This window comes from Vibrio lentus, from assembly GCF_030409755.1.
In the GTDB taxonomy this organism is placed as follows: domain Bacteria; phylum Pseudomonadota; class Gammaproteobacteria; order Enterobacterales; family Vibrionaceae; genus Vibrio; species Vibrio lentus.
The window spans coordinates 1,249,466-1,269,653 of record NZ_JAUFQE010000002.1; the positions used below are offsets into that span (position 1 = coordinate 1,249,466).

The window sequence follows — 20,188 nt, forward strand, 5'->3', positions numbered from 1 at the left end:
CTGTTGAGTCTTTAATTAATTACGACATCAATTCGCACGGTTCTAGTGCAATTGAGACAAAGCTAAGGGAGAGAGCTTTAATGAGTCAAACGGTTAACCAAGTTCATAGCGCAGTACAGAGCTTGACGCAGAGTTCGGATACTCTGTTTTTATTACTAGGCGCGATCATGGTCTTCTTAATGCATGCTGGTTTTGCATTTTTGGAAGTCGGTACAGTTAGAAAGAAGAACCAAGTTAATGCGTTGGTTAAGATCCTCTCGGACTTTGGAGTCTCCGCCATTGCTTACTTCTTTATCGGTTATTGGGTCGCTTACGGCGCGCACTTTTTTGCCGATGCAGAAACGCTATCGCAAGGGAATGGATACGAGCTGGTTAAGTTTTTCTTCCTAATGACCTTTGCAGCAGCAATCCCTGCGATTGTATCCGGTGGTATTGCAGAACGTGCACGTTTCTACCCAATCTTGATTGCGACACTGTTTACCGTTGGATTCATCTACCCGTTTTTTGAAGGCATCATCTGGAACGGTAATTTTGGCTTTCAAGCATGGCTAGAAGGACAGTTTGGTTACGGATTTCATGACTTCGCGGGTTCTGTTGTGGTTCATGGCGTTGGCGGCTGGATTGCATTGGTCGCGGTTTACTTCCTTGGCATGCGTAAAGGCCGAATCCGTGCAGGTAAACACACCAACTTCGCACCATCGAACATTCCTTTCTTAGCATTAGGTTCTTGGATCTTATGTGTGGGTTGGTTTGGCTTCAACGTGATGTCTGCTCAAGCAATCAATGGCATCAGTGGACTCGTTGCAATGAACTCATTAATGGCGATGGTCGGTGGTATTCTTGCGGCTTTAGTCGCAGGTAAAAATGACCCCGGCTTCATTCATAATGGTCCTTTGGCTGGTCTCGTGGCGATTTGTGCTGGTTCAGATTTAATGCATCCACTCGGCGCACTGGTAACAGGCGGCGTAGCTGGCGCATTGTTCGTTTACTTGTTCACTTACATGCAGAACAAAACACAGATAGATGATGTGCTAGGTGTGTGGCCTCTACACGGTGTATGTGGTGCATGGGGCGGCATTGCAGCAGGTGTCTTCGGTCAACAAGCATTCTGGGGGTTAGGGGGCGTAAGCTTTACTGCTCAGGTGATTGGTACGCTAGCGGGCATTACAGTCGCTTTAATCGGTGCATTGGTTGTCTACGGTGTGTTGAGCAAAGTAACTGGCCTAAGGTTAAGTGAAGAAGATGAGTTTAATGGCGCGGATCTTTCTATCCATAAGATCTCATCAATCAACGAAGACTGATCACGATTCAATAGATAAGCATCAAGCGGCTTCGGCCGCTTTTTTTGTCCCTATTTCATTTCTGAACAGCAGACTTCGAGCGAGTTATGTCACAAATAACCAATGAATTCAGTTGGCTAAGACTATGGTCTAATCCCTAAAACTATTGTTGGAATTTGAACAGTGCTAAGCTGTTACACAGTGACATATCTAAAAGGACGTTATATGCATTTCCCATACAGAAATATCGTAATTCTTACTGGTGCCGGAATCTCAGCGGAGTCGGGGATACAAACATTTCGAGCGCAAGACGGATTATGGGAAAACCATAAAATCGAAGATGTCGCGACACCAGAAGGTTTTGCAAAAGATCCAGATTTGGTGCAAGAATTCTACAATAAGCGTCGTCATGGCTTACAAAGCGAAAGCATCCTGCCAAATGCAGCCCATAAGGCGCTAGGAGAGCTTGAAGACAAGCTCGACGGCAAAGTAACAATCATCACTCAAAACATCGACAACCTTCATGAGCGCGGTGGTAGCAGCAATATCATCCACATGCACGGCGAGCTATTGAAAGCGCGATGCAGCGAATCCAATCAGGTTATCGAACATAAAGACAATATCGAAACCGGTGAGCTTTGTCATTGTTGCCAGATCCCAGCTCAAATGCGCCCTCATATTGTTTGGTTTGGCGAAATGCCGTTAAGAATGGGCGACATCTATTCTGCATTAGAAGACGCAGACTTGTTTATCTCTATCGGTACGTCAGGTGTGGTTTATCCAGCGGCCGGTTTTGTTCATGACGCTAGAATGCATGGCGCACACACTATCGAGATCAACCTTGAACCGAGTGCGGTTGAGAGCGAATTTGAAGAGAAACGCTACGGCAAAGCCAGTATTGAAGTGCCGAAATTAGTCGGTGAGCTGTTGTCTGTAGAGAAAGGATCTTTAACCGCTTAAACTCGATACAGAGCTTTTGATCGAGCCTTAGCCAAAAGGCAAATACGCGTCTAACTGCAAGTAAGTTAGATAGGTATTTGCTTTTTTGTTGATGAAGACTTTGTTCATAACGACAAATGGCGGCCTCTCAAAATCTTAACTCACTGAAGATTGAGAGCTAACGCCGACTGAACGCTGCGCTTTTTTCATTTCGTACATCGCCTTATCCGACTTATCAAGCGCCTGTTGAAAGTTTTCTTGGCAAGTGACTTCGATGCCGTAAGAAAAGGAGATATTTTCACCGTGAAGTAGATTGTTTACCTGACTGACGAACTCACCACCACGACCCAGCTGCGCTGTTGCGACAAACTCATCACCGCCTACTCGAAACACCATTTCATCTTCCAATACCGCTTGGGTTAATGCTTGTGAGAAGCGAACAATCATTAAATCTCCGACTTTATGGCCTTTACGATCGTTCACCGCTTTTAAGCCATCCAAATCGAAATAGATGAGTTCGAATTCTTTCAATGTAATCGCATCAAACTTCTTACGGTTATACAAACCTGTTAGCTCATCTTGCTTGCTTTGATCTTTTAATTGAGTCGTCAGCTCAGTAATGCCGTAGGCAATAAGTAAGAAGGCTATTTGTAATAAACCGTCTTCAAGAAAGGTGTCGAGTAGTTCGTTCCTGTCTGCCCATTCATCGAGATGTTTGAGTTCTGTGGTCACATCATAAAATAGGTTGAAAATAAGCAGTAGGGCGCCGTAACGAAGGACTTTGTGAGGGCGAATGGCGTGACGAGCAACGTAGTAGATGTACATGGTAATCACGAGCGTATTTGTTTCAAAAAACAGGTCGTAATTTGACTCTATATGTATAAACGAACTCAGGCCAAGCATCAAGAAAGACGCAAGAAGCATTAGAGTCACAACCAATAATATAGGGTTCGCTGGCATTTTAAATCGCACTTCATATTGTTTACATAATCCTATATAAAGTGTAGATAAAAATAAAGCGGCTTACGCCGCTTTATTAATCAGTCAGTAACAATCTAGTTGTTTACTTTAAGTTTTTGGAAGTACTCGTCATAAATGACGCTCGCTTCGCCAACTTCATCTTGCCAAACGCCGTTATCCATCACTGATTGTGGTGGGAAAACGTTCTTATCTTCAGCAAATTCTTTAGGAAGAAGAGGGTAAGCCGTTTTAACTGGCGTCGGGTAACCGATCTCTAAAGCAATCTTAGCTGCGTTTTCAGGGCGAAGAAGGAAGTCGATCATCTTATGTGCCGCTTCAGTGTTCTTAGCACCTGCTGGAATCGCTAGGCTGTCCATCCAGAAGATAGCGCCTTTCTCTGGCCAAATGATGTCAATCGTTGCACCTTCTTGGCGTGCCATGTAAGCAGAGCCATTCCAAAGCATACCAAGAGACACTTCACCCGCTAGGTAAGGGTTCGCTGGGAAATCTGAGTTAAATACCAATACGTTTGGCATCAGCTTACGAAGTTCTTCGTACGCTTCTTTGATTTCTTCAGGGTTTGTTGTGTTTGGAGAGTAACCCAGTTTAGACAGTGCGATATGGAAAACTTCACGAGAGTCATCCATCATCATCAGTTGACCTTCCCACTGTGTATCCCACAGATCGCCCCAGTTTTTAATTGAAGACTTGTCTAGCATATCTGAGTTGATACCAATACCCGTTGCGCCCCAGATGTATGGGATCGAGTAGTTGTTGTTTGGGTCAAATGGCTTATCTAAGTAATTTGTATCCAAATCTGCAAAGTGGCTTAGCTTAGTTTTATCAAGCTCTTGAAGCATGCCTTCTTTACGCATCTTAGAAACGAAGTAAGTAGAAGGAACGACCAAGTCGTAACCCGTACCTTGAGTTTTTAACTTAGCGTACATGCTTTCGTTAGACTCATAAGTTGAGTAATAGACTTTAATGCCAGTCTCTTCTGTGAAGTCTTCTAGTACTTCATTTGGAATATATTCAGACCAGTTGTAAAAATACAGTTCTTGGTCAGCTGCGAAAGAGGGTGTAGAAAGTAAAGTAGCAGCACACAATGCGCCGGTATACAGTGTTTTTTTCATTACTGTTCCGTTCATTTGTTTGATTTGGAGCTGGGTATTGAACCCAAAGTAAATGGATTTCTAAAAATCGCGCTAAATTATAGCAGTGATATAACAAAATAGGCAGCCTAAGCTGCCTATTCATTGATATTCTTATTTTTAACTTGTTGATTACCTAACTAGACTTGTTAAGTAAACCAGTTACTTACTAGCCTCTGTTGACCAGAGCAATTAGGTAACGAACTCGCTTACTGACCGGCTTTAAGCTTCATGAAGTAATCTTCGTACTTCACTGTCTTATCGCCAACCGCAGCTTGCCATTCCACACGGTCAAGGTCTTCTTGTGACGGGAACAAAGCAGGGCTGTCTTTGAACTTCTCGTTAGACGCTTTAACTGCCGTTAGGTAGCCTGTGTCACGAGATATTTGCTCTGCGATTTCTGGGCGAAGTAGGAAGTCTATCATCTTATGAGCTGCTTCTACGTTTACTGCGCCAGAACTGATAGCAAAGTTATCAACCCAACCGATGCCGCCTTCTTTAGGGAAAACCAGTTTAATCGGCAGACCTTCATTTTGCGCTGCAGCAGCAGAACCGTTCCAAAGCATACCAAGACCCACTTCACCAGACATGTATGGCGCGCCAGGGTTATCTGAGTTAAACACAAGAACGTTTGGCATCAACTTACGCAGTTCAGCGTAGGCTTCGTCGATTTCTTTCTCGTTCGTCGTGTTACCTGAGTAACCTAACTTTCTCAGCGCGATGTGGAACACTTCACGTGTGTCGTCCATCATCATTAGCTGACCTTCAAGTTCAGGCTTCCATAAATCTGCCCAGCTTTGGAAATCTTCTGGATCGTACATGTCTGTGTTAACAGCCAAACCAGTAATAGCAACTACGTGTGGAATAGAGTAGTCGTTATTCGGGTCGTATGGCTTATCTAGGTAGTTTGTATCTAGATTGGAAAAATTGCTTAGCTTAGTTTTGTCGATCTTTTGAAGCATGCCTTCGTCGCGCATTTTAGACACGAAGTAGGTTGAAGGAACCACAAGGTCATAACCTTTATTGTGCGTTTTCAATTTTGCGTACAAAGTTTCATTCGACTCGTAAGTCGAGTAAATCACTTTGATGCCCGTTTCATCAGTGAACTGTTCTAAGATCTCACTGTTGATGTAAGGTCCCCAGTTCATGAATACCAATTCTTTGTCATCTTTTGCAAACGATGGTGCAGATAACATTGAAAGCGCACATGCACTACCAGCTAATAGAGTAGCCCATTTTTTCATTGACGTTAGCTCCAAACTAAACGTTGCCTAAAGGCAGTAGATAGAAAAACAGAATGGCAATTTACCATTCTGTTTATGAATAACATTTTTGTTAAACTTGAATCTTATCAAGTCCATCTCAGTAAAGAGTAGGAGACTTACTTGATTTTCTCTCTCGCTAACAACTGAGAAATAATCACCAGTATTAACGACACCACTAACATCACTGTTGCTAGGGCATTGACCTCTGGAGATATACCGACTTTAACCATCGAGTAAATCTTCAGTGGCAAGATTTCGTAAGTTGGCCCTGTAACAAAAGAGCTGATGATCACATCGTCCAAAGACAGAGTGAAGCTCAATAACCAACCCGCAGCAACCGCTGGCTTAGCAAGAGGCAGGATGATCTGTTTTAGAATCGTCCATTCACTTGCACCTAAATCTTTTGCGGCTTCTAGCATCTTCACATCAAAGCCATTCAAGCGACTGTAGACCGTGACAACAACGAACGGCAGACAGAAAGTAATGTGCGCTGCAAGTAGGGTAAAGAACCCAAGTTGCACACCCATTACCAAGAATAGCGCAAGAAGCGAAATCGCCATTACGATATCTGGTGACATCATCACGATGAACAACATGCCATTGACGATGCCTTTACCTTTAAATTGGTAACGGAATAGGGCAACAGCAGTCAGGCTTCCGACAATCGTTGCGGCAGTTGCTGAGAACACCGCTACGTTGATCGAGTGCCACGCAGCCTGCATTAGGCTGTCGTTGTTAATCAGCGCGTCATACCACTTAGTGGTAAAGCCACCCCATTTCATGCCGAATTTATTGGCATTAAACGAGTTTGCAATCAATACGATAATAGGTAGGTATAGAAAAGCGTATACCAGCGCCATAAAGCTGAACTTAACTGTGCGACCCATTAGTCTAGCTCCACTTTCTTATTCAATAACTTGCCTGCACGGTAGTAGGCATAAAGCATCACGGCCATAGCCGTAGTCAGTGCAATACTGGTTGCTGCGCCAAACGGCCAATCACGAGCATTGAGTACTTGGCTCTTAATAACGTTACCGATCAATAGGTTCTTGGCACCGCCCAACAAGTCTGAAATGTAGAACATGCCAAGCGCAGGGAGCAATACAAGTAAACAACCGCCGATAATGCCTGGCATCGTTAGCGGTAAAACAACCTTCAATAGCGTTTGAAGTTTGTTCGCACCTAAATCTTTCGCTGCTTCTAAATAAGTATCGTCTAGCTTTTCAATCGCTGAATACAACGGCAAAATCATGAACGGGAGTAGGATATACACTAAACCGATCATTACTGCCGTTTCTGAATACATAATACGAAGTGGTTTATCGATAATGTCTAACGCCAACAAGCCTTTGTTCAACACACCTTGAGTCCCCAGAACCACTTTTAATCCGTAAGTACGAATCAAAGAGTTTGTCCAGAACGGTACAATCACTAAAAACAACATGATTGGACGCCATTTCGCAGGCATTTTTGCCACGATGTAAGCGAATGGGTAACCAATAATTAAACAAAGTAGGGTTGCGACAATCGCCATATAAAATGAGTGCATCAGCACTTTAAAATACAGCGGGTCAGCCAAACGCAGGTAGTTATCGAGAGTGAAGGTCATCTCGATCAAGTTCGCTTCATCACGAGCTAGAAAGCTAGTACCTATGATCATGATGTTTGGAATCATCACGAACAGCACTAACCAACCTGTGATTAAAGCAACAATCGCGTTTTGTAAATTAAACTTCTTGCTCATCTTCTAACACCACTTCCCAGCTATCAACCCAAGTTACTGCAACTTTTTGGCCCAGTGAGTGATCAACATCAGGGTCATCTTCGTTGAAGAATTCGCTAACCATGACACGCATACCTGATTCAAGTTCTACGACTGAATCTAATGTCATGCCTTTGTAGGTTCGCTCGACAATGTGGCCAACAATACCGCTTTGGTCCGACTCTTTAATTTCTTCGATACGAAGATCTTCAGGGCGAAGTAGTACTTGCAGTTTTTGGCCCGGTGTTACGTCTTTATCGTGATAGATAATTGACTCTTCACCTTCGATTGTCGCAACAATGCGCTTTTCATCTTGACGAGATTTCGCTGTCGCTTCGAATACGTTAATTTCACCAATGAAACGAGCAACAAATAAGTTCTTAGGCTCTTCGTAAATTTCTCTTGGTGTTCCGTCTTGTTCAATCACGCCATCTCGCATAACAATAATACGGTCAGACATGGACAATGCTTCTTCTTGGTCATGCGTTACAAAGATGAACGTGATACCAAGTTGACGTTGCAGTTGTTTAAGCTCGATTTGCATCTGTTTACGTAGTTTGTAATCAAGAGCAGATAGAGACTCATCCAACAAAAGAACCTTAGGCTTATTAACGACAGCACGAGCGATTGCGATACGTTGCTGTTGACCACCGGATAGCTGGTGTGGCTTTCGTTGTGCCATTTGTTGTAGGCGCACCATTTTTAAAGCATCCATTACACGAGGTTCAATCTCAGTGTTTGGCACTTTCTGCATGCGTAAACCAAATGCCACATTGTCGAAAACGGTCATATGTGGGAATAGGGCATAGCTTTGGAATACAGTGTTAACATGCCTTTGCTCAGCAGGAACTTGGGTTACATTCTGTTGGGCTAATAGTATTTCACCACTATCTGCCGTTTCAAACCCTGCAATCATTCTTAGTACCGTGGTTTTACCACAACCGGACGGGCCTAATATCGTGAGAAACTCACCATGATTTACGTTTAGATCAAGATTGCCGATGACTTCCTTACCATCGAAACTTTTACTAATGCCAGTTAACTGTACGACTGGCTTTCCTACTGATTTTTTAGCGTTCAACGTCTGTTTTTCTCCACCTTGGTTCTATTTGAGACCTGTTGCTATACACTTTTAAGGCGCGCATGATAATCACCAAAAACGTGAATTCAAAGCATTTTTTACCATTCGAAGATAAAAAATTTCGCAGGTAAAACTAAACATCCTTTACCATACTGTTATTTATTGGGTTTACACCTTAATAAGTGTCTAATTATTAACCATTAAGACGCAAAAGCAAGCCTTGTTACAGATTCATATTTTAGTTTGTGTCCGACATATGAGTATAATGAAGGTAATTTTTTATCAATAAGTTAGGTGGCTTCAAGCAATTGAACACACCTAGGTATCAATATGAACAACGACATCGAAAAAGATTTTAATTTGGGCGGTAGTATCGACCGTGCACTTTCCGGCGATTATGAGCTCAAAGCAACGGCTGTATTCCAAGAAGCATGGAAACATACGGTAAGTCACTTTCTTTCGTTTTCTCCTGCGATCGTTGCATTGATGTTCGTGCAATTGGCTATTTTTTACATCGCATTGAAATTACAACTTGGTGATCCAGCAGTCATTTTAGATGCCGTTATCGACCCTGAGGCATTTACACCACAAATCGTTGAATCTATTTTCATCGCTAACTTTAGCTATGAAGTGGTGAGTGCACCTATCTATGCGGGCATCAGCCTAATGGCAATGAGCCACGCTGCAGGTTTGCACACCAAAACTCGTCATATTGGTAAAGGCTTACAATTTACCGTACCGGTTATCTTGGTGACATTGTTCAGTTTAATGCTGCAAGGTATCGCAGGAATGCTATTACCGTTTCTTTCTATCTACTTTTCATTGGCTTTCAGCCATTCAATCCTATTGATTTGTGATAAGAAAGTTCCGCCAATGCAATCACTGTTGCTTTCACTACGAGCAGTAAATAAGAAAATCTTCACCGTTGCATCTATTTATCTATTAGTGATGCTGATGTTTATCGTCGCTGCGATGATGTACGGCATTGGCTTGATCTTCGTTTTACCATTCTTCTTCCACGTGAAAGGCATTCTTTACCGCGAAATGTTTGGTATTAAGTTAAAAGTTATTGCGTCAGATCGACCAAATAACGATGACGATCATAACGACAGCAGCAATGGCGACAATAATAACGGCGGCAACAACAGTAACGATGGTAACAAAAACAAAAACCCTCAGGTGTTCGATGCGTAATAATGTCAAAGGCAGCGCAAGTAAATCTCTTGCGCTAAAGGTTACTGCACTGGCGATCGTGGGTTCTATCTCACTGGTTGGCCCTTACATTTACCAAGAAGAAGAGCGCCGACGCTCGGCAGACCAAAGTTCAAATACATCAAGTCAATTTGGTGATTTGACCGTAGCTTCAGATCGACCAAATTTTGCTGCTATTGAAGATGTGAACAAGAAAAAAGAGACCTTCTTTTCTTACCTCCGTCCTAGCATCAACATCGAGAACAAGCGAATTACCAAAGAGCGTGCATTTTTAACCAAGATCTCTGAATCAGGTATTACAAATATTGATTCAGAAGACGTATCGTATGCGAAAAGGCTAGGGAAGTTATACAGCTTGCCAGTACCATCTTCAGGATTAGATCAAGCTTGGCTTACGGAAATGCTTAGTCGCGTAAATGTACTACCAGAGGCGCTTGTATTAACACAGGCTGCTAATGAATCGGCTTGGGGTACATCTCGCTTTGCTACTAAAGCCAACAACTATTTCGGACATTGGTGTTACACCAAAGGTTGTGGTCTGGTTCCGCTACAACGTAACGAAGGCAGTTCACATGAAGTGGCTACATTTTCTTCAAGCCAAGAATCCGTTCATCGTTACTTCATGAACTTGAACCGTAATCGTGCTTATGCCGAATTAAGAGCGATTCGAGCAAAACTGGCTACTCAGGGCGACGATTTGTTAACCACTGAATCTGCGACGAAGCTAACCAACGGCTTGCTAAAATATTCTGAGCGAGGTTCAGACTATGTGACTGATTTACAAGCTATGATCCGTCACAACGAGGTATACTGGAAAAAGTAACTCGATTTGGTCTCAGTTTGGTTAACCACGAAAGTAAGTTATCATCCAAACGGCATCACACAAAGAGCAGCTAACAGCTGCTCTTTTTAATTATGAACGCTCAACTTCGACAAGATTATAATAATGAAAAAGACAGCACTCGCTCTATTAGCCTCACTCAGCCTTGGGGTTTCTCTTCCAGCTTCAGCTCAAGAATACATGTTCACGTATTCCAAGCTCTACACACAGCTTAAAAACAACACCAAAGAAGGGCATGATGATGTCAAAGTTGCGGTCTTCTTTGTTGATCAAAAAGCTCAGACAACTTGTCATATCAGCAAAGCTTGGATGGAGAAGGAAGAACATTATGAAGAGCTAAAAGTCTCTCCAGCAAATGAATTGCTTCTACCTGTCGATCAAAACCTACGTTCAGCTAATCCTCTTATCTTTGTACAAACACAAGAACAAGAGTGCGCATATTCGCTCGTTGTCATGACACAGGAACCTTTAGCTGGAACGGTTGAAGTGGCACAGCTAGAAAGCCTGTTACCGCAGATGCAAGCGATGCTAGAAGACGTAAGCGGCATGTTCTCTAGTTGGTTCACACCAGATATCCAAGGCGTAACGTTAGAGTTTGATAACAAGCTTGAAGGCAACATTGCTCTGTCTAACGGTAAGCAAATCCCAATTAAAGAAGGGCGCGCGAAATTCACGCTGGCTGAGCTCAGTGGAAGTGACAGCATCACGTTACCAGAAGCCACGGTTCGTGTTTTGCCTTACATCCCAGCGCAATAATTACGAACAGCCTGAAGCTCTTTATTTCGCTTCAGTAAGATCTTTACGAAACAGCCTGTTCTACTCTGAACAGGCTGTTTTTATTTATAGTCTTAAATCTAAGCCTTTGGTCTTGCCAAATCATATATCTCAATACTCTTTCATCATTGGTTCTTACCTCTTATTACGACGTGTTTTCTCACCATTAGAAGGTAGAACGCATGATATGGCAGAATCTTTCTCCTGCTCGGCTTGTTTATCCTGCCGTTACTGTTTCAACCTGAAATAAAAATCCGTATAATCCACGCCCTAAAACAGTCCCACTAGCAATCTACAGTCGGTAATACGACGGTGTGAGAGTCGCAATGAACCAAAACGAAAATAAAAAAGATACACTTGAATTCAACAAGCTTCAGAAACTTCTAAGAAGAAATGTTGGGAATGCCATCGTTGACTACAACATGATCGAAGAGAATGATGTAGTAATGGCGTGCATTAGTGGCGGTAAAGATTCATTTGCGATGCTAGACATTTTGCTACGTTTACGTGAAGCAGCACCCATCAAATTTGATGTAGTAGCAGTAAACCTAGATCAAAAACAACCTGGGTTCCCTGAGCATATCCTTCCTGAGTACTTTGAAACTCTGAACATTCCTTACTACATCGTAGATAAAGATACGTACTCAGTAGTAAAAGAAAAAGTGCCAGAAGGTAAGACGACATGTGGCCTTTGTTCACGTCTGCGTCGCGGTACTTTGTACTCGTTTGCAGAGAAGATTGGCGCAACGAAGATTGCTCTAGGTCACCACCTAGACGACATTGTTGAGACTATGTTCCTGAACATGTTCCACGGCGCTCGTCTTAAGGCTATGCCACCTAAGCTTCGCTCTGACGATGGTCGTAACGTAGTAATCCGTCCTCTGACTTACTGTCGCGAAACTGACCTAATCAAATACGCTGAGCACAAAGAGTTTCCGATCATTCCGTGTAACCTGTGTGGTTCTCAAGAAAACCTACAACGTCAAAACATCAAAGCGATGTTAATTGATTGGGATAAACAAACTCCAGGCCGTGTTGAGAAGGTCTTCAAGTCAATTCAGAACGTGAGTCCGAGCCAATTGGCAGACCGTGAGTTGTTTGATTTCATTAACTTACCTTTAGACCGTACTGAAGAGTGCAAAGCATACGAATTCCAAGAAGCTGAAATCTCGTCGTCAAACATCGATGAGTCTTTGTACATTGATGTCACCAACGTTTAAGCCTTATTCGTCGAAGAATCGCTATAACGTATAGATAAATAAAAACGCCTCAAGCAATGCTTGAGGCGTTTTTTATAGGTTAAATATGTAGATTAAAATACATATTTAGATTGTCGATTTTTAAACCTTTAGTCTTTAGCCTTTAGCCTTTAGCCTTTAGCCTTTAGCAAGGTTAGGATCGAGAGGGCTCACATAACCCGATGGCTTAAGAGCCAGAACGTCACAATTAATCTTATCGATAACGTGCTCGGCGGTATTACCAAAAAAATATCCGCCTTCTTAGAAGGCGGTTTTGCTTTATAACCCCCTAGAAGGGGGCGTCCACGCTATCAGTTCTTCAATAACTGCAGTTGTTGTTCATACTCTATGTCCTGTTTATCTTGGTGTCGGACATATCGTCGAATGACTTCTTCATTCACACCGACCGTATCTACAAAATACCCTCTAGCCCAAAAGTGATTTCCCCATAGTTTCTTACGTATATGTGGAAATTTATTGAAAAGTCTAATTGCTGTCCGGCCCTTTAAAACTCCTAACAAACTCGAGATCGACAACTTGGGAGGAATAATGACAACAAGATGAACATGATCTGGTTGAACATTTAACTCTAAAACCTCGCAGTCTTTCATATTGCACAAAATATAAATTGAACGATAAAGCTCCTTTCCAACCTTATCTTTCAAAATCTTATATCTATACTTTGGAGTCCAAACTATATGGTATTTGCAACGCCAATAGACATGTGATGAACTTCTGTAATCGCCCATGTGGTTGTTTCCTCTTACTTGTGGTGAATAAGAGGTTACTTCTAACATGGGCACTTCTTCAGGCTATAGCCTAGAGGAACAATCACCACCGCCCTAGGCGGTGGTTTTGAGGAGCCAATAAACACGGCAGATAAACCAGTACGGCCTGTCGTTCCCAAAATCACCATAGCGGCGCTGTTTTCAGACGCTACTCGTGGAATCACATCTTCTGGTAAACCTTGCTCAACAACCGTTTGCTCTTCGCACATACCATGCTTTTGACGCAGCGCTTTCATTGCCGTTAAGTGGTGGCCGCGAACCGCATCAGTGTAAGATGTCGGATCAAACTCAGGCAATTCAATCGTAATGTTAGCTGGCGTAACCGGGTAGGCATTCACTAAGAAAGGTTCAGCATCCAGACGCCCCGTAATCTCAAGCAATCTATCAACCATAGTATCGTTAAGCTCGAGGTGGGCCTCTGTTTCTGAACCTACGTGTACCGAAGCATAAATCTTCGCATTATCAGGCCAGAAATCATTTTTAACTAAGAGCACTGGGCTAGGGCACTTTCTCAATAGGTGCCAGTCTGTAGGGGTAAAAATCACAGACTCTAAGGTATCGTGCTTGCGCGTACCCTTGATTAAGATCTCATGTCCGCCACTGTATACCTCTGCAATGATCGCTTCATAAGGGCGGTTATGCCAAACCACTTGAACATTAAATTCAATAGAATCGTCAAGGTAAGGTTCCGCGACTTTATTCATCCAAATTTCGCGTTGATGAATCACACCTTTGCGCATTGCGTCTCTTTCATCAACAGAAAGCATTGATGTCATCTCATACGAAAAATCGTAAATCGACAAAAAGAAAGTGATGTGGCTTGTTGAGGTGCTTTTCTTTGCAAGTTGGATAGCACGAACTAGAGCAGGTTGCTCATCGTGATTAATGTCTGCGACAACTAAAATTTTGTTATAGATACTCATAACTAAGCCTACTTTTCAGACCGAACATATAAATAATGTAGCGTAGTTATGGAGAGATTAAGAGAAATATAAGAGGTTTTAAGGGAGAAACATGATGTAGCTCATTTTTGAACTACATCATTGATATCTAAACTATTCTTTTGAAACGCCAGCAAGTTCCATCAGAGCATCGTGATCTTCGATAGTGATGTATTTGCCTTTAACGCTCAAGATGTCAGCTTTTTGGAAACGACCTAATAGACGGCTGATTGTTTCAACAGTCAAACCAAGATAGTTACCAATGTCGCCACGAGTCATCGTTAAGCGGAACTCTCTTGGGCTGAAACCACGTTGAGAGAAGCGAGTAGAAAGGTTGTAAAGGAATGCAGCAAGACGCTCTTCCGCGTTCTTTTTAGAAAGAAGCAGAATCATTTCTTGGTCACCTTTAATCTCGTTACTCATCAGACGCATAATTTGCTGACGCAATTTAGGCATTTTTCCTGATAAGTCATCAAGGATCTCGTATGGAATTTCACACACCATAGAAGTTTCAAGTGCTTGTGCAAAGCTAGGGTGTTCGTCACCCGTAATCGCATCAAAACCAACAAGATCGCCCGCTAGGTGGAATGCAGTAATCTGCTCATCACCTTGCTCGGTAATCGTGTAACTCTTGAGCGTTCCAGAGCGAATAGCATACAGAGATTTAAGCTCGTCACCGGCTTTAAATAACTCTTGGCCTTTTTGAATAGGCTTTTTTCTCTCAATGATCTGATCAAGTTGATCAAGTTCAGATTCATTCAAAGTAAATGGGATACAGAGCTGGCTAATACTACAATCCTGGCAGTGGATTGCACAGCCACCAGACTGAACACGTTTCGTCACAGGCTTTTCAGAAATCATAACAATCTTTCACTATTTGATATACGTCAATATTTTAGCATTCCTTTATCCAGTTGGGTAGTAAAAAAACCGGATTTAAAGAACGGCTATACGGTATAAATAATGAGCTGCAGTGCCATATATCCAGTATAAAAACCGTAAATAAGGATTAGAATTGCGCCTAATTGGCGAAATAAGTCGGCTTGTTGCAGTTTTTTTAGAAAATTAGCACCCATACCAACAGTAAGCATGGCTGGTAGCGTCCCTAAGCCAAACGCCAGCATGATACCCGCTCCGTTGTACCAGCTTCCAGATACCGCTGCCCACGTCAACATAGAGTAAACAAGGCCACATGGAAGCCAGCCCCAGATAAAACCAAATGGTAAAGCATGGCTAGGGTGCTTTAATGGTAGAAATGATTTACCTACAGGAGAGATGTGACGCCATAGTTTTTGTCCGACTTTTTCAAAGAACAACAAGCCGAACCACCATTTACCGATGTACAAACCTAAGATAATCATAAAGACGGCAGCAAATAAACGAAGCCAACCAAGCAAGGCATTAAAATCGCTCAACTGGCCAATCGAAGAGATCGCACCGCCAATCGCGCCACCAATTACGGCATAGCTTAGCAGTCGTCCGAGATTATAAAGCAGAGGAATAACAGGGGAAGGTTTACTGTTGCCAATAGACAGAAGAGACGCAATACCACCACACATTCCCATGCAATGGCCTGCGCCGATCAATCCAACAACAAAAGCGCCAATCCAATCAGGCGTCATCATTCTTTTTTTCTACGTTAGATTGTGTTTCAGAAGAGCCTTGTTTCTTGTCAGTCTCTTTTGAGGCTGTAGTAGGCTTGGTATCAACGTTAATATGGTTGTCTTCATCAAACAGAATGTTGTGGCCTTGACGCTCAAGGTCTTCAAACTGCTCACTCTTAACGGCCCATAGAAAGATACCGACAGCGATGCACACAAGTACGATCGCAATTGGAATGAGTATGTATAAACTTTCCATTATTTACCTTGCTCTTTTAAAAGCCTTAACGAATTAGACACAACAATAATAGAGCTAGCAGACATGCCAACAACAGCAATGTAAGGAGCAACCAAACCAGCGACGGCCAATGGAAGAATAAGTAGGTTATACCCCAACGACCACGCTAAGTTTTCACGGATTATCTTACGCGTTTTAAGCGCCAATGTACGTGATTTAAGTAATCTATCGAGTTTATCGCCCAATAACACCATATCCGCTGAGGCTTTCGCTACGTCCGTACCGCCACCCATCGCAACCGAAAGGTGTGCACCCGCAAGAATAGGCGCATCGTTGATGCCATCACCAACCATCATGGTGATGTCACTAGCGTCTCTAGAGTTTAAATAAGCCAGTTTATCTTCCGGCTTCGCGTTAGCAACAATGTCAGTAATACCAATCTCTGCCGCTACAGGTTTCGCGTTAATCAAAGAGTCACCAGTCAGCAGCGTGGTTTTGATTCCCGCTTCTTTGAATTGCTTAATGAACTCAATACTTTCTTTACGAATCGGGTCTTCATAAGTGAATGTTGCGATATGACGGCCGGCCATCGACAAGTAAATACCGTTACTTTCAGATGGCTGAGCTTCACCTAAAATGAACTCGCTACTTCCAATCGCCACTTCTTGCCCATTCCACTCACCAGTGATACCAGAGCCAATTACGTTATTGACAGACTCTACTTCTATATCATCAGAGAGATGAGTCTTGAACGCTTTCGCAATAGGGTGGTTAGCATGTTGCTCTAGGCTCGCCGCTACTTTCAAACAGGTGTCTTTATCAAGTTCTGCGAAGGTTTCAACTTTGCTGATACGAATATCACCTTCAGTCAGCGTGCCCGTTTTATCGATGATTAAGTGGTTCACTTTACATAAGGTTTCAAACACGTGGCCTTTGCGCAGCAAAATACCAAAGTTACCCATGCGAGATGTTGAACACGTAATCGCTGTCGGCGTCGCAAGAGACAGGGCACAAGGGCACGTCGCCACTAACACTGAAAGCATGATCCAGAAAGCGTCTTCTGGTCGTGTTTGATGCCAGTAGAACCAAGTACCGAATGAAATAATCAAGATAACCGCGACAAAGTATCTTGCTACCACATCAGCGATTTCAGCGATGCGAGGTTTAGACAATTGAGCTTCATCTTGAAGGCGAACGATATTAGAAATAACCGAATCCGCTTTAGAGGTCATCACTTCTAATTCAAACGATTCATCGCCATTCAGTGTGCCAGCAAAGACGGTATCGCCTTCATTCTTAACCACATGAATTGACTCACCAGTCAGCATGGATTCATCAATGTGATTTCTGCCAGATAATACTTTGCCATCCGCAGGAATATGCTCACCAGGAAGAACGCGAATCAGATCGCCAACCTTCAAGGTTTTTACTGGAACTTGTTCACCGTCTAACGTTGTCGCCATCGCAGGAACCAACTTAAGCAGGTTACCGCTAGCGGCTGCCGCTTTACGACGCGCGCGCATCTCAAGGAAACGACCAAGCAACAAGAAGAAGGTGAACATCGAGATAGATTCAAAGAACACTTCGCCTTGCTCTGTCACCGTTGCCACTAAACTTGCAACATAGGCAAACAATAGAGCGATCGACACAGGAACGTCCATACCCAAGGTTCGGCCTTTGATACTACGCCAAGCGTTAATATAAAACGGTAATGCAGAGTAGAGCAGTACAGGCGTTGCGAAGATCAAACTCACCCAACGAAAGTAGCTTTTGAATTCCGGCTCAAGGCTGCCAAAAACTTCGAGATAAAGCGCCACAGCTAGCATCATGACTTGCATGGTCGCTAAACCCGCGACACCAAGACGATAAAGGTAGTTTTTCATCGAACGATGATAAGCGGCTTCTTGTTGGTCAGCTTCGAATGGTGCGGCTTTGTAGCCCAACCTATGAATCGCGGATAGCAACTCGCTCAGTTTGGCCTGAGTGTTGTCCCAGCTAAGCAGGGCACGGTTAGTCGTGGTATTAACACGAATACTCACAACGCCTAGCTTTGAGGATACTTGCTTCTCAATGAGCCATGCACAGGCAGCACAAGAGACGCCCTCTAGTGACAATGTCACTTCAGAGGTATTTTCAGAGTTACGAACGAACTCCAATTGAACATCTTCATTGTCGTAATGACTCAGTGCCAGAAGCTGCTCTGGCACCAAATCTGCTTTTTCAGCAGGAGCAGTACGGTATTGGTAATAAGAAACCAAACCACTATCTATGATTGTCTGGGCTACGGTTTCGCAACCCGGACAACACATCGGTCGAACCGACCCTAAGATTTCTACTTTAAAATCCGTTTCCGCTGGTACATCTTCACCGCAGTGATAACAGGATTCACACATAAGCTTTAGTTCGTTAGTTGAGTAGGAGTATCAATAGGGAAGTTCATGCGACCTTGCACTAACCATTCAGAATCATGCGGAGAAAGCTCAATAAACCATGGACCTTGCATTTCATGATCCAGAGTCAACGTGTAGTTGCCGCTCGCATCAGCCGTCAGTAGCTGGGTGAAATCACGGTCAGGCAACGTTCTGTGCACGAACATTGCGCTAATAGCAGGAAAGTGGTCAAGCTTGCCTTTGTCTAGAGTAATGATAACCGAGTTACCTTTCTCATTAACTGAAGCTGATAGGCCAAGTTCTTTAGCAATGTTTACTTTTGAAATGTCGACATTAATGCCTTTTCCTTTTTTATAGTAATCCTCAGTCACTAGGTCTACAGAGTTCTGTGTGAACACAATGACCGTCATGATGGTCCAAATAACTACTGTCGCTGGCAACGCGATTAAGAACCACGGCCAAAACTGTTTATACCAAGGCTTTACCATAAAAAATATCTCAAAAATGAATAAAAAGAAGGGCTTATAAAATAAAGGAAAGACAGCCTCTTAGAAAGAGGCTGTTATTGAAATGTTACTTATTATCTGAGTTACTTAAGCTCCACACGTACGATGCAACAAGCTGAACTTTGTCCTCGCCTAGAATATCCTTCCAAGCAGGCATTACGCCAGAACGGCCGTTCATTACTGTTTCAGTTACATCAGCGCGAGAATCGCCAAACAACCAATCGCGGTCTGTTAAGTCAGGAGCACCAACAGCAGGGTTACCCTTACCATCTGTACCGTGACACGCAGCACACACAACGAAACGTGCTTTACCAGCTTCTGCTTCACGTGCATTCACGCTACGACCAGAGAGGCTAAGAGTGTAGCTAACTACTTCTTTAACGCCTTGCTCGCCTAGTGCGTCTTTCCACGCTGGCATTTGACCGACACGACCATGCATGATGGTAGTAACGATAGCTTGTGGTTCACCGCCATATAGCCATGCATCGTCAGTCAAGTTAGGGAAGCCCTTTTGACCACGAGCATCAGAACCATGACACTGAGAACAGTTTTGTAGGAACAAACGTTGACCCACTTTGATTGCTTCAGCATCAGATGCGATGTCAGGAACAGAACGTAGACCGTTCTCATCATGAGCTAGCTTCTTGAATGCTTCACCAAAATAAGTGTTCGCGTCATCAAGTTCTTTTGCGTACTCATCTAACTGTTTGTTAGCTTGAGCTGCAGCGATTGCAGAGCGAGACTCTTCTACGCTACGAACCGTTTGGTTTGAACTCGTCCAACCTAATAGACCTTTAAAGTTGCCAAGGCCTGGGTATAGAGCAAGATAAACAGCTGCAAACACAATTGTGCTTACGAAAAGGTATGTCCACCATTTAGGTAGTGGGTTATTAAGCTCACGAATACCGTCGTATTCGTGGCCCATATCATGACCTGGTTCTACGCCTGTTTTATCTTTAAAACACCAACGAAGTAAGACCGCACAACCAATTAGGGTACCAATCGTAATCGCACTAACCCAGATACTCCAGAATGTACTCATTACTTTGTCACTCCTTGATTTTTAGAACTTGTTGCCGGCTCGTCGTCTGCAAACACTAGGTTCGCATCTTCGTCGAAACGTGTTTTACGATTCTTGCCGTATGCCCACCAAACGATGCCGATGAAACAAGCAAAAACAGTAACAGTCCAAACACTTTGAAATGTAATAATGTCCATAAT

Annotated in this window: 20 protein-coding genes and 2 pseudogenes; 6 read left to right on the top strand and 16 right to left on the bottom strand. The window is 43.2% G+C overall.

Annotated features, from left to right (window positions below):
- The first annotated feature begins 80 nt into the window (after positions 1-80).
- Both QWZ07_RS14135 and cobB read left to right on the top strand, forming a co-directional pair.
- The gene (locus QWZ07_RS14135) at positions 81-1,301 is read left to right on the top strand and encodes an ammonium transporter (RefSeq protein WP_102327403.1); all 1,221 of its coding nucleotides are present in this window, start codon (positions 81-83) and stop codon (positions 1,299-1,301) included.
- Positions 1,302-1,505: 204 nt separating this feature from the next.
- Positions 1,506-2,240, top strand: a complete 735-nt coding sequence (cobB, locus tag QWZ07_RS14140; protein ID WP_065112610.1) for a Sir2 family NAD+-dependent deacetylase — start codon at positions 1,506-1,508, stop codon at positions 2,238-2,240.
- A gap of 135 nt (positions 2,241-2,375) precedes the next feature.
- Here the strand turns inward: cobB and QWZ07_RS14145 are convergent, their stop codons facing one another.
- The 6 genes from QWZ07_RS14145 to potA all read right to left on the bottom strand — a co-directional run bounded on the left by QWZ07_RS14145 (position 2,376) and on the right by potA (position 8,438).
- Positions 2,376-3,191 (bottom strand): GGDEF domain-containing protein, encoded by an 816-nt coding sequence (locus QWZ07_RS14145; protein ID WP_192853707.1) that lies wholly within the window; start codon positions 3,189-3,191, stop codon positions 2,376-2,378.
- A gap of 83 nt (positions 3,192-3,274) precedes the next feature.
- Entirely contained in the window at positions 3,275-4,312 is a 1,038-nt protein-coding gene (locus QWZ07_RS14150; RefSeq protein ID WP_076672077.1) for an extracellular solute-binding protein, read from the bottom strand.
- Positions 4,313-4,539: 227 nt separating this feature from the next.
- Positions 4,540-5,574, bottom strand: coding sequence for an extracellular solute-binding protein (locus QWZ07_RS14155; RefSeq protein ID WP_192853706.1), 1,035 nt, complete (start codon positions 5,572-5,574; stop codon positions 4,540-4,542).
- Between the two features lie 137 nt (positions 5,575-5,711).
- Positions 5,712-6,482 (bottom strand): spermidine/putrescine ABC transporter permease PotC, encoded by a 771-nt coding sequence (gene potC, locus QWZ07_RS14160; RefSeq protein WP_004733706.1) that lies wholly within the window; start codon positions 6,480-6,482, stop codon positions 5,712-5,714.
- Complete coding sequence (gene potB, locus QWZ07_RS14165; protein WP_192853705.1) at positions 6,482-7,339, bottom strand: spermidine/putrescine ABC transporter permease PotB; 858 nt, start codon at positions 7,337-7,339, stop codon at positions 6,482-6,484. The genes potC and potB overlap by 1 nt, the downstream gene beginning before the upstream one ends.
- Positions 7,323-8,438 (bottom strand): spermidine/putrescine ABC transporter ATP-binding protein PotA, encoded by a 1,116-nt coding sequence (gene potA, locus QWZ07_RS14170; protein WP_192853704.1) that lies wholly within the window; start codon positions 8,436-8,438, stop codon positions 7,323-7,325. The genes potB and potA overlap by 17 nt, the downstream gene beginning before the upstream one ends.
- Positions 8,439-8,768: 330 nt before the next feature.
- Between potA and QWZ07_RS14175 the strand changes: the two genes are divergently transcribed.
- From QWZ07_RS14175 to ttcA, 4 genes are all read left to right on the top strand, one after another.
- Positions 8,769-9,632, top strand: a complete 864-nt coding sequence (locus QWZ07_RS14175) for a DUF2189 domain-containing protein (protein ID WP_102311104.1) — start codon at positions 8,769-8,771, stop codon at positions 9,630-9,632.
- On the top strand, positions 9,625-10,473 hold the full coding sequence (locus QWZ07_RS14180; protein ID WP_192853703.1) for a glucosaminidase domain-containing protein: 849 nt from the start codon (positions 9,625-9,627) through the stop codon (positions 10,471-10,473). The genes QWZ07_RS14175 and QWZ07_RS14180 overlap by 8 nt, the downstream gene beginning before the upstream one ends.
- 123 nt (positions 10,474-10,596) lie before the next feature.
- Positions 10,597-11,247: a DUF2987 domain-containing protein gene (locus tag QWZ07_RS14185; protein WP_192853702.1), complete on the top strand. Its 651-nt coding sequence runs from the start codon at positions 10,597-10,599 to the stop codon at positions 11,245-11,247.
- 344 nt (positions 11,248-11,591) lie between these two features.
- Entirely contained in the window at positions 11,592-12,485 is an 894-nt protein-coding gene (gene ttcA / locus QWZ07_RS14190) for a tRNA 2-thiocytidine(32) synthetase TtcA (RefSeq protein ID WP_192853701.1), read from the top strand.
- Positions 12,486-12,641: 156 nt separating this feature from the next.
- On the opposite strand, the pseudogene QWZ07_RS14195 reads toward ttcA, so the two are convergent.
- The 10 genes and pseudogenes from QWZ07_RS14195 to QWZ07_RS14240 form a co-directional block, all read right to left on the bottom strand.
- A pseudogene (locus QWZ07_RS14195) lies at positions 12,642-12,752 on the bottom strand (universal stress protein UspE); the annotation flags it as partial.
- 62 nt (positions 12,753-12,814) lie between these two features.
- The gene (gene tnpA / locus QWZ07_RS14200) at positions 12,815-13,252 is read right to left on the bottom strand and encodes an IS200/IS605 family transposase (RefSeq protein WP_192854770.1); all 438 of its coding nucleotides are present in this window, start codon (positions 13,250-13,252) and stop codon (positions 12,815-12,817) included.
- 107 nt (positions 13,253-13,359) lie between these two features.
- A pseudogene (gene uspE, locus QWZ07_RS14205) lies at positions 13,360-14,214 on the bottom strand (universal stress protein UspE); the annotation flags it as partial.
- Between the two features lie 132 nt (positions 14,215-14,346).
- Complete coding sequence (fnr, locus tag QWZ07_RS14210) at positions 14,347-15,093, bottom strand: fumarate/nitrate reduction transcriptional regulator Fnr (protein WP_192854314.1); 747 nt, start codon at positions 15,091-15,093, stop codon at positions 14,347-14,349.
- Positions 15,094-15,179: 86 nt separating this feature from the next.
- Entirely contained in the window at positions 15,180-15,854 is a 675-nt protein-coding gene (locus QWZ07_RS14215; protein ID WP_192854339.1) for a sulfite exporter TauE/SafE family protein, read from the bottom strand.
- Positions 15,844-16,092, bottom strand: coding sequence for a cbb3-type cytochrome oxidase assembly protein CcoS (ccoS, locus tag QWZ07_RS14220; RefSeq protein ID WP_192854315.1), 249 nt, complete (start codon positions 16,090-16,092; stop codon positions 15,844-15,846). Before ccoS ends, QWZ07_RS14215 begins: the two co-directional genes overlap by 11 nt.
- Positions 16,092-18,464 (bottom strand): heavy metal translocating P-type ATPase, encoded by a 2,373-nt coding sequence (locus tag QWZ07_RS14225; protein WP_192854316.1) that lies wholly within the window; start codon positions 18,462-18,464, stop codon positions 16,092-16,094. Before QWZ07_RS14225 ends, ccoS begins: the two co-directional genes overlap by 1 nt.
- Before the next feature lie 5 nt (positions 18,465-18,469).
- A complete protein-coding gene (locus tag QWZ07_RS14230; RefSeq protein WP_017108020.1) occupies positions 18,470-18,949 on the bottom strand; it encodes a FixH family protein in 480 nt (159 codons plus the stop codon).
- Positions 18,950-19,034: 85 nt separating this feature from the next.
- Positions 19,035-20,009, bottom strand: a complete 975-nt coding sequence (gene ccoP, locus QWZ07_RS14235; RefSeq protein ID WP_017112094.1) for a cytochrome-c oxidase, cbb3-type subunit III — start codon at positions 20,007-20,009, stop codon at positions 19,035-19,037.
- Complete coding sequence (locus QWZ07_RS14240; protein WP_017108018.1) at positions 20,009-20,185, bottom strand: CcoQ/FixQ family Cbb3-type cytochrome c oxidase assembly chaperone; 177 nt, start codon at positions 20,183-20,185, stop codon at positions 20,009-20,011. Before QWZ07_RS14240 ends, ccoP begins: the two co-directional genes overlap by 1 nt.
- Positions 20,186-20,188 lie beyond the last annotated feature (3 nt).

Excerpts from the sequence above, each read along its gene's own strand:
- tnpA (WP_192854770.1), bottom strand. The coding sequence starts at position 13,252 with ATGGGCGATTACAGAAGTTCATCACATGTCTATTGGCGTTGCAAATAC.
- QWZ07_RS14180 (WP_192853703.1), top strand. The coding sequence starts at position 9,625 with ATGCGTAATAATGTCAAAGGCAGCGCAAGTAAATCTCTTGCGCTAAAG.
- ttcA (WP_192853701.1), top strand. The coding sequence starts at position 11,592 with ATGAACCAAAACGAAAATAAAAAAGATACACTTGAATTCAACAAGCTT.
- ccoP (WP_017112094.1), bottom strand. The coding sequence starts at position 20,009 with ATGAGTACATTCTGGAGTATCTGGGTTAGTGCGATTACGATTGGTACC.
- potC (WP_004733706.1), bottom strand. The coding sequence starts at position 6,482 with ATGGGTCGCACAGTTAAGTTCAGCTTTATGGCGCTGGTATACGCTTTT.
- cobB (WP_065112610.1), top strand. The coding sequence starts at position 1,506 with ATGCATTTCCCATACAGAAATATCGTAATTCTTACTGGTGCCGGAATC.
- QWZ07_RS14225 (WP_192854316.1), bottom strand. The coding sequence starts at position 18,464 with ATGTGTGAATCCTGTTATCACTGCGGTGAAGATGTACCAGCGGAAACG.
- potB (WP_192853705.1), bottom strand. The coding sequence starts at position 7,339 with ATGAGCAAGAAGTTTAATTTACAAAACGCGATTGTTGCTTTAATCACA.
- QWZ07_RS14150 (WP_076672077.1), bottom strand. The coding sequence starts at position 4,312 with ATGAAAAAAACACTGTATACCGGCGCATTGTGTGCTGCTACTTTACTT.
- QWZ07_RS14175 (WP_102311104.1), top strand. The coding sequence starts at position 8,769 with ATGAACAACGACATCGAAAAAGATTTTAATTTGGGCGGTAGTATCGAC.
- QWZ07_RS14135 (WP_102327403.1), top strand. The coding sequence starts at position 81 with ATGAGTCAAACGGTTAACCAAGTTCATAGCGCAGTACAGAGCTTGACG.
- QWZ07_RS14215 (WP_192854339.1), bottom strand. The coding sequence starts at position 15,854 with ATGACGCCTGATTGGATTGGCGCTTTTGTTGTTGGATTGATCGGCGCA.
- QWZ07_RS14240 (WP_017108018.1), bottom strand. The coding sequence starts at position 20,185 with ATGGACATTATTACATTTCAAAGTGTTTGGACTGTTACTGTTTTTGCT.
- QWZ07_RS14155 (WP_192853706.1), bottom strand. The coding sequence starts at position 5,574 with ATGAAAAAATGGGCTACTCTATTAGCTGGTAGTGCATGTGCGCTTTCA.
- QWZ07_RS14230 (WP_017108020.1), bottom strand. The coding sequence starts at position 18,949 with ATGGTAAAGCCTTGGTATAAACAGTTTTGGCCGTGGTTCTTAATCGCG.
- QWZ07_RS14185 (WP_192853702.1), top strand. The coding sequence starts at position 10,597 with ATGAAAAAGACAGCACTCGCTCTATTAGCCTCACTCAGCCTTGGGGTT.
- fnr (WP_192854314.1), bottom strand. The coding sequence starts at position 15,093 with ATGATTTCTGAAAAGCCTGTGACGAAACGTGTTCAGTCTGGTGGCTGT.
- ccoS (WP_192854315.1), bottom strand. The coding sequence starts at position 16,092 with ATGGAAAGTTTATACATACTCATTCCAATTGCGATCGTACTTGTGTGC.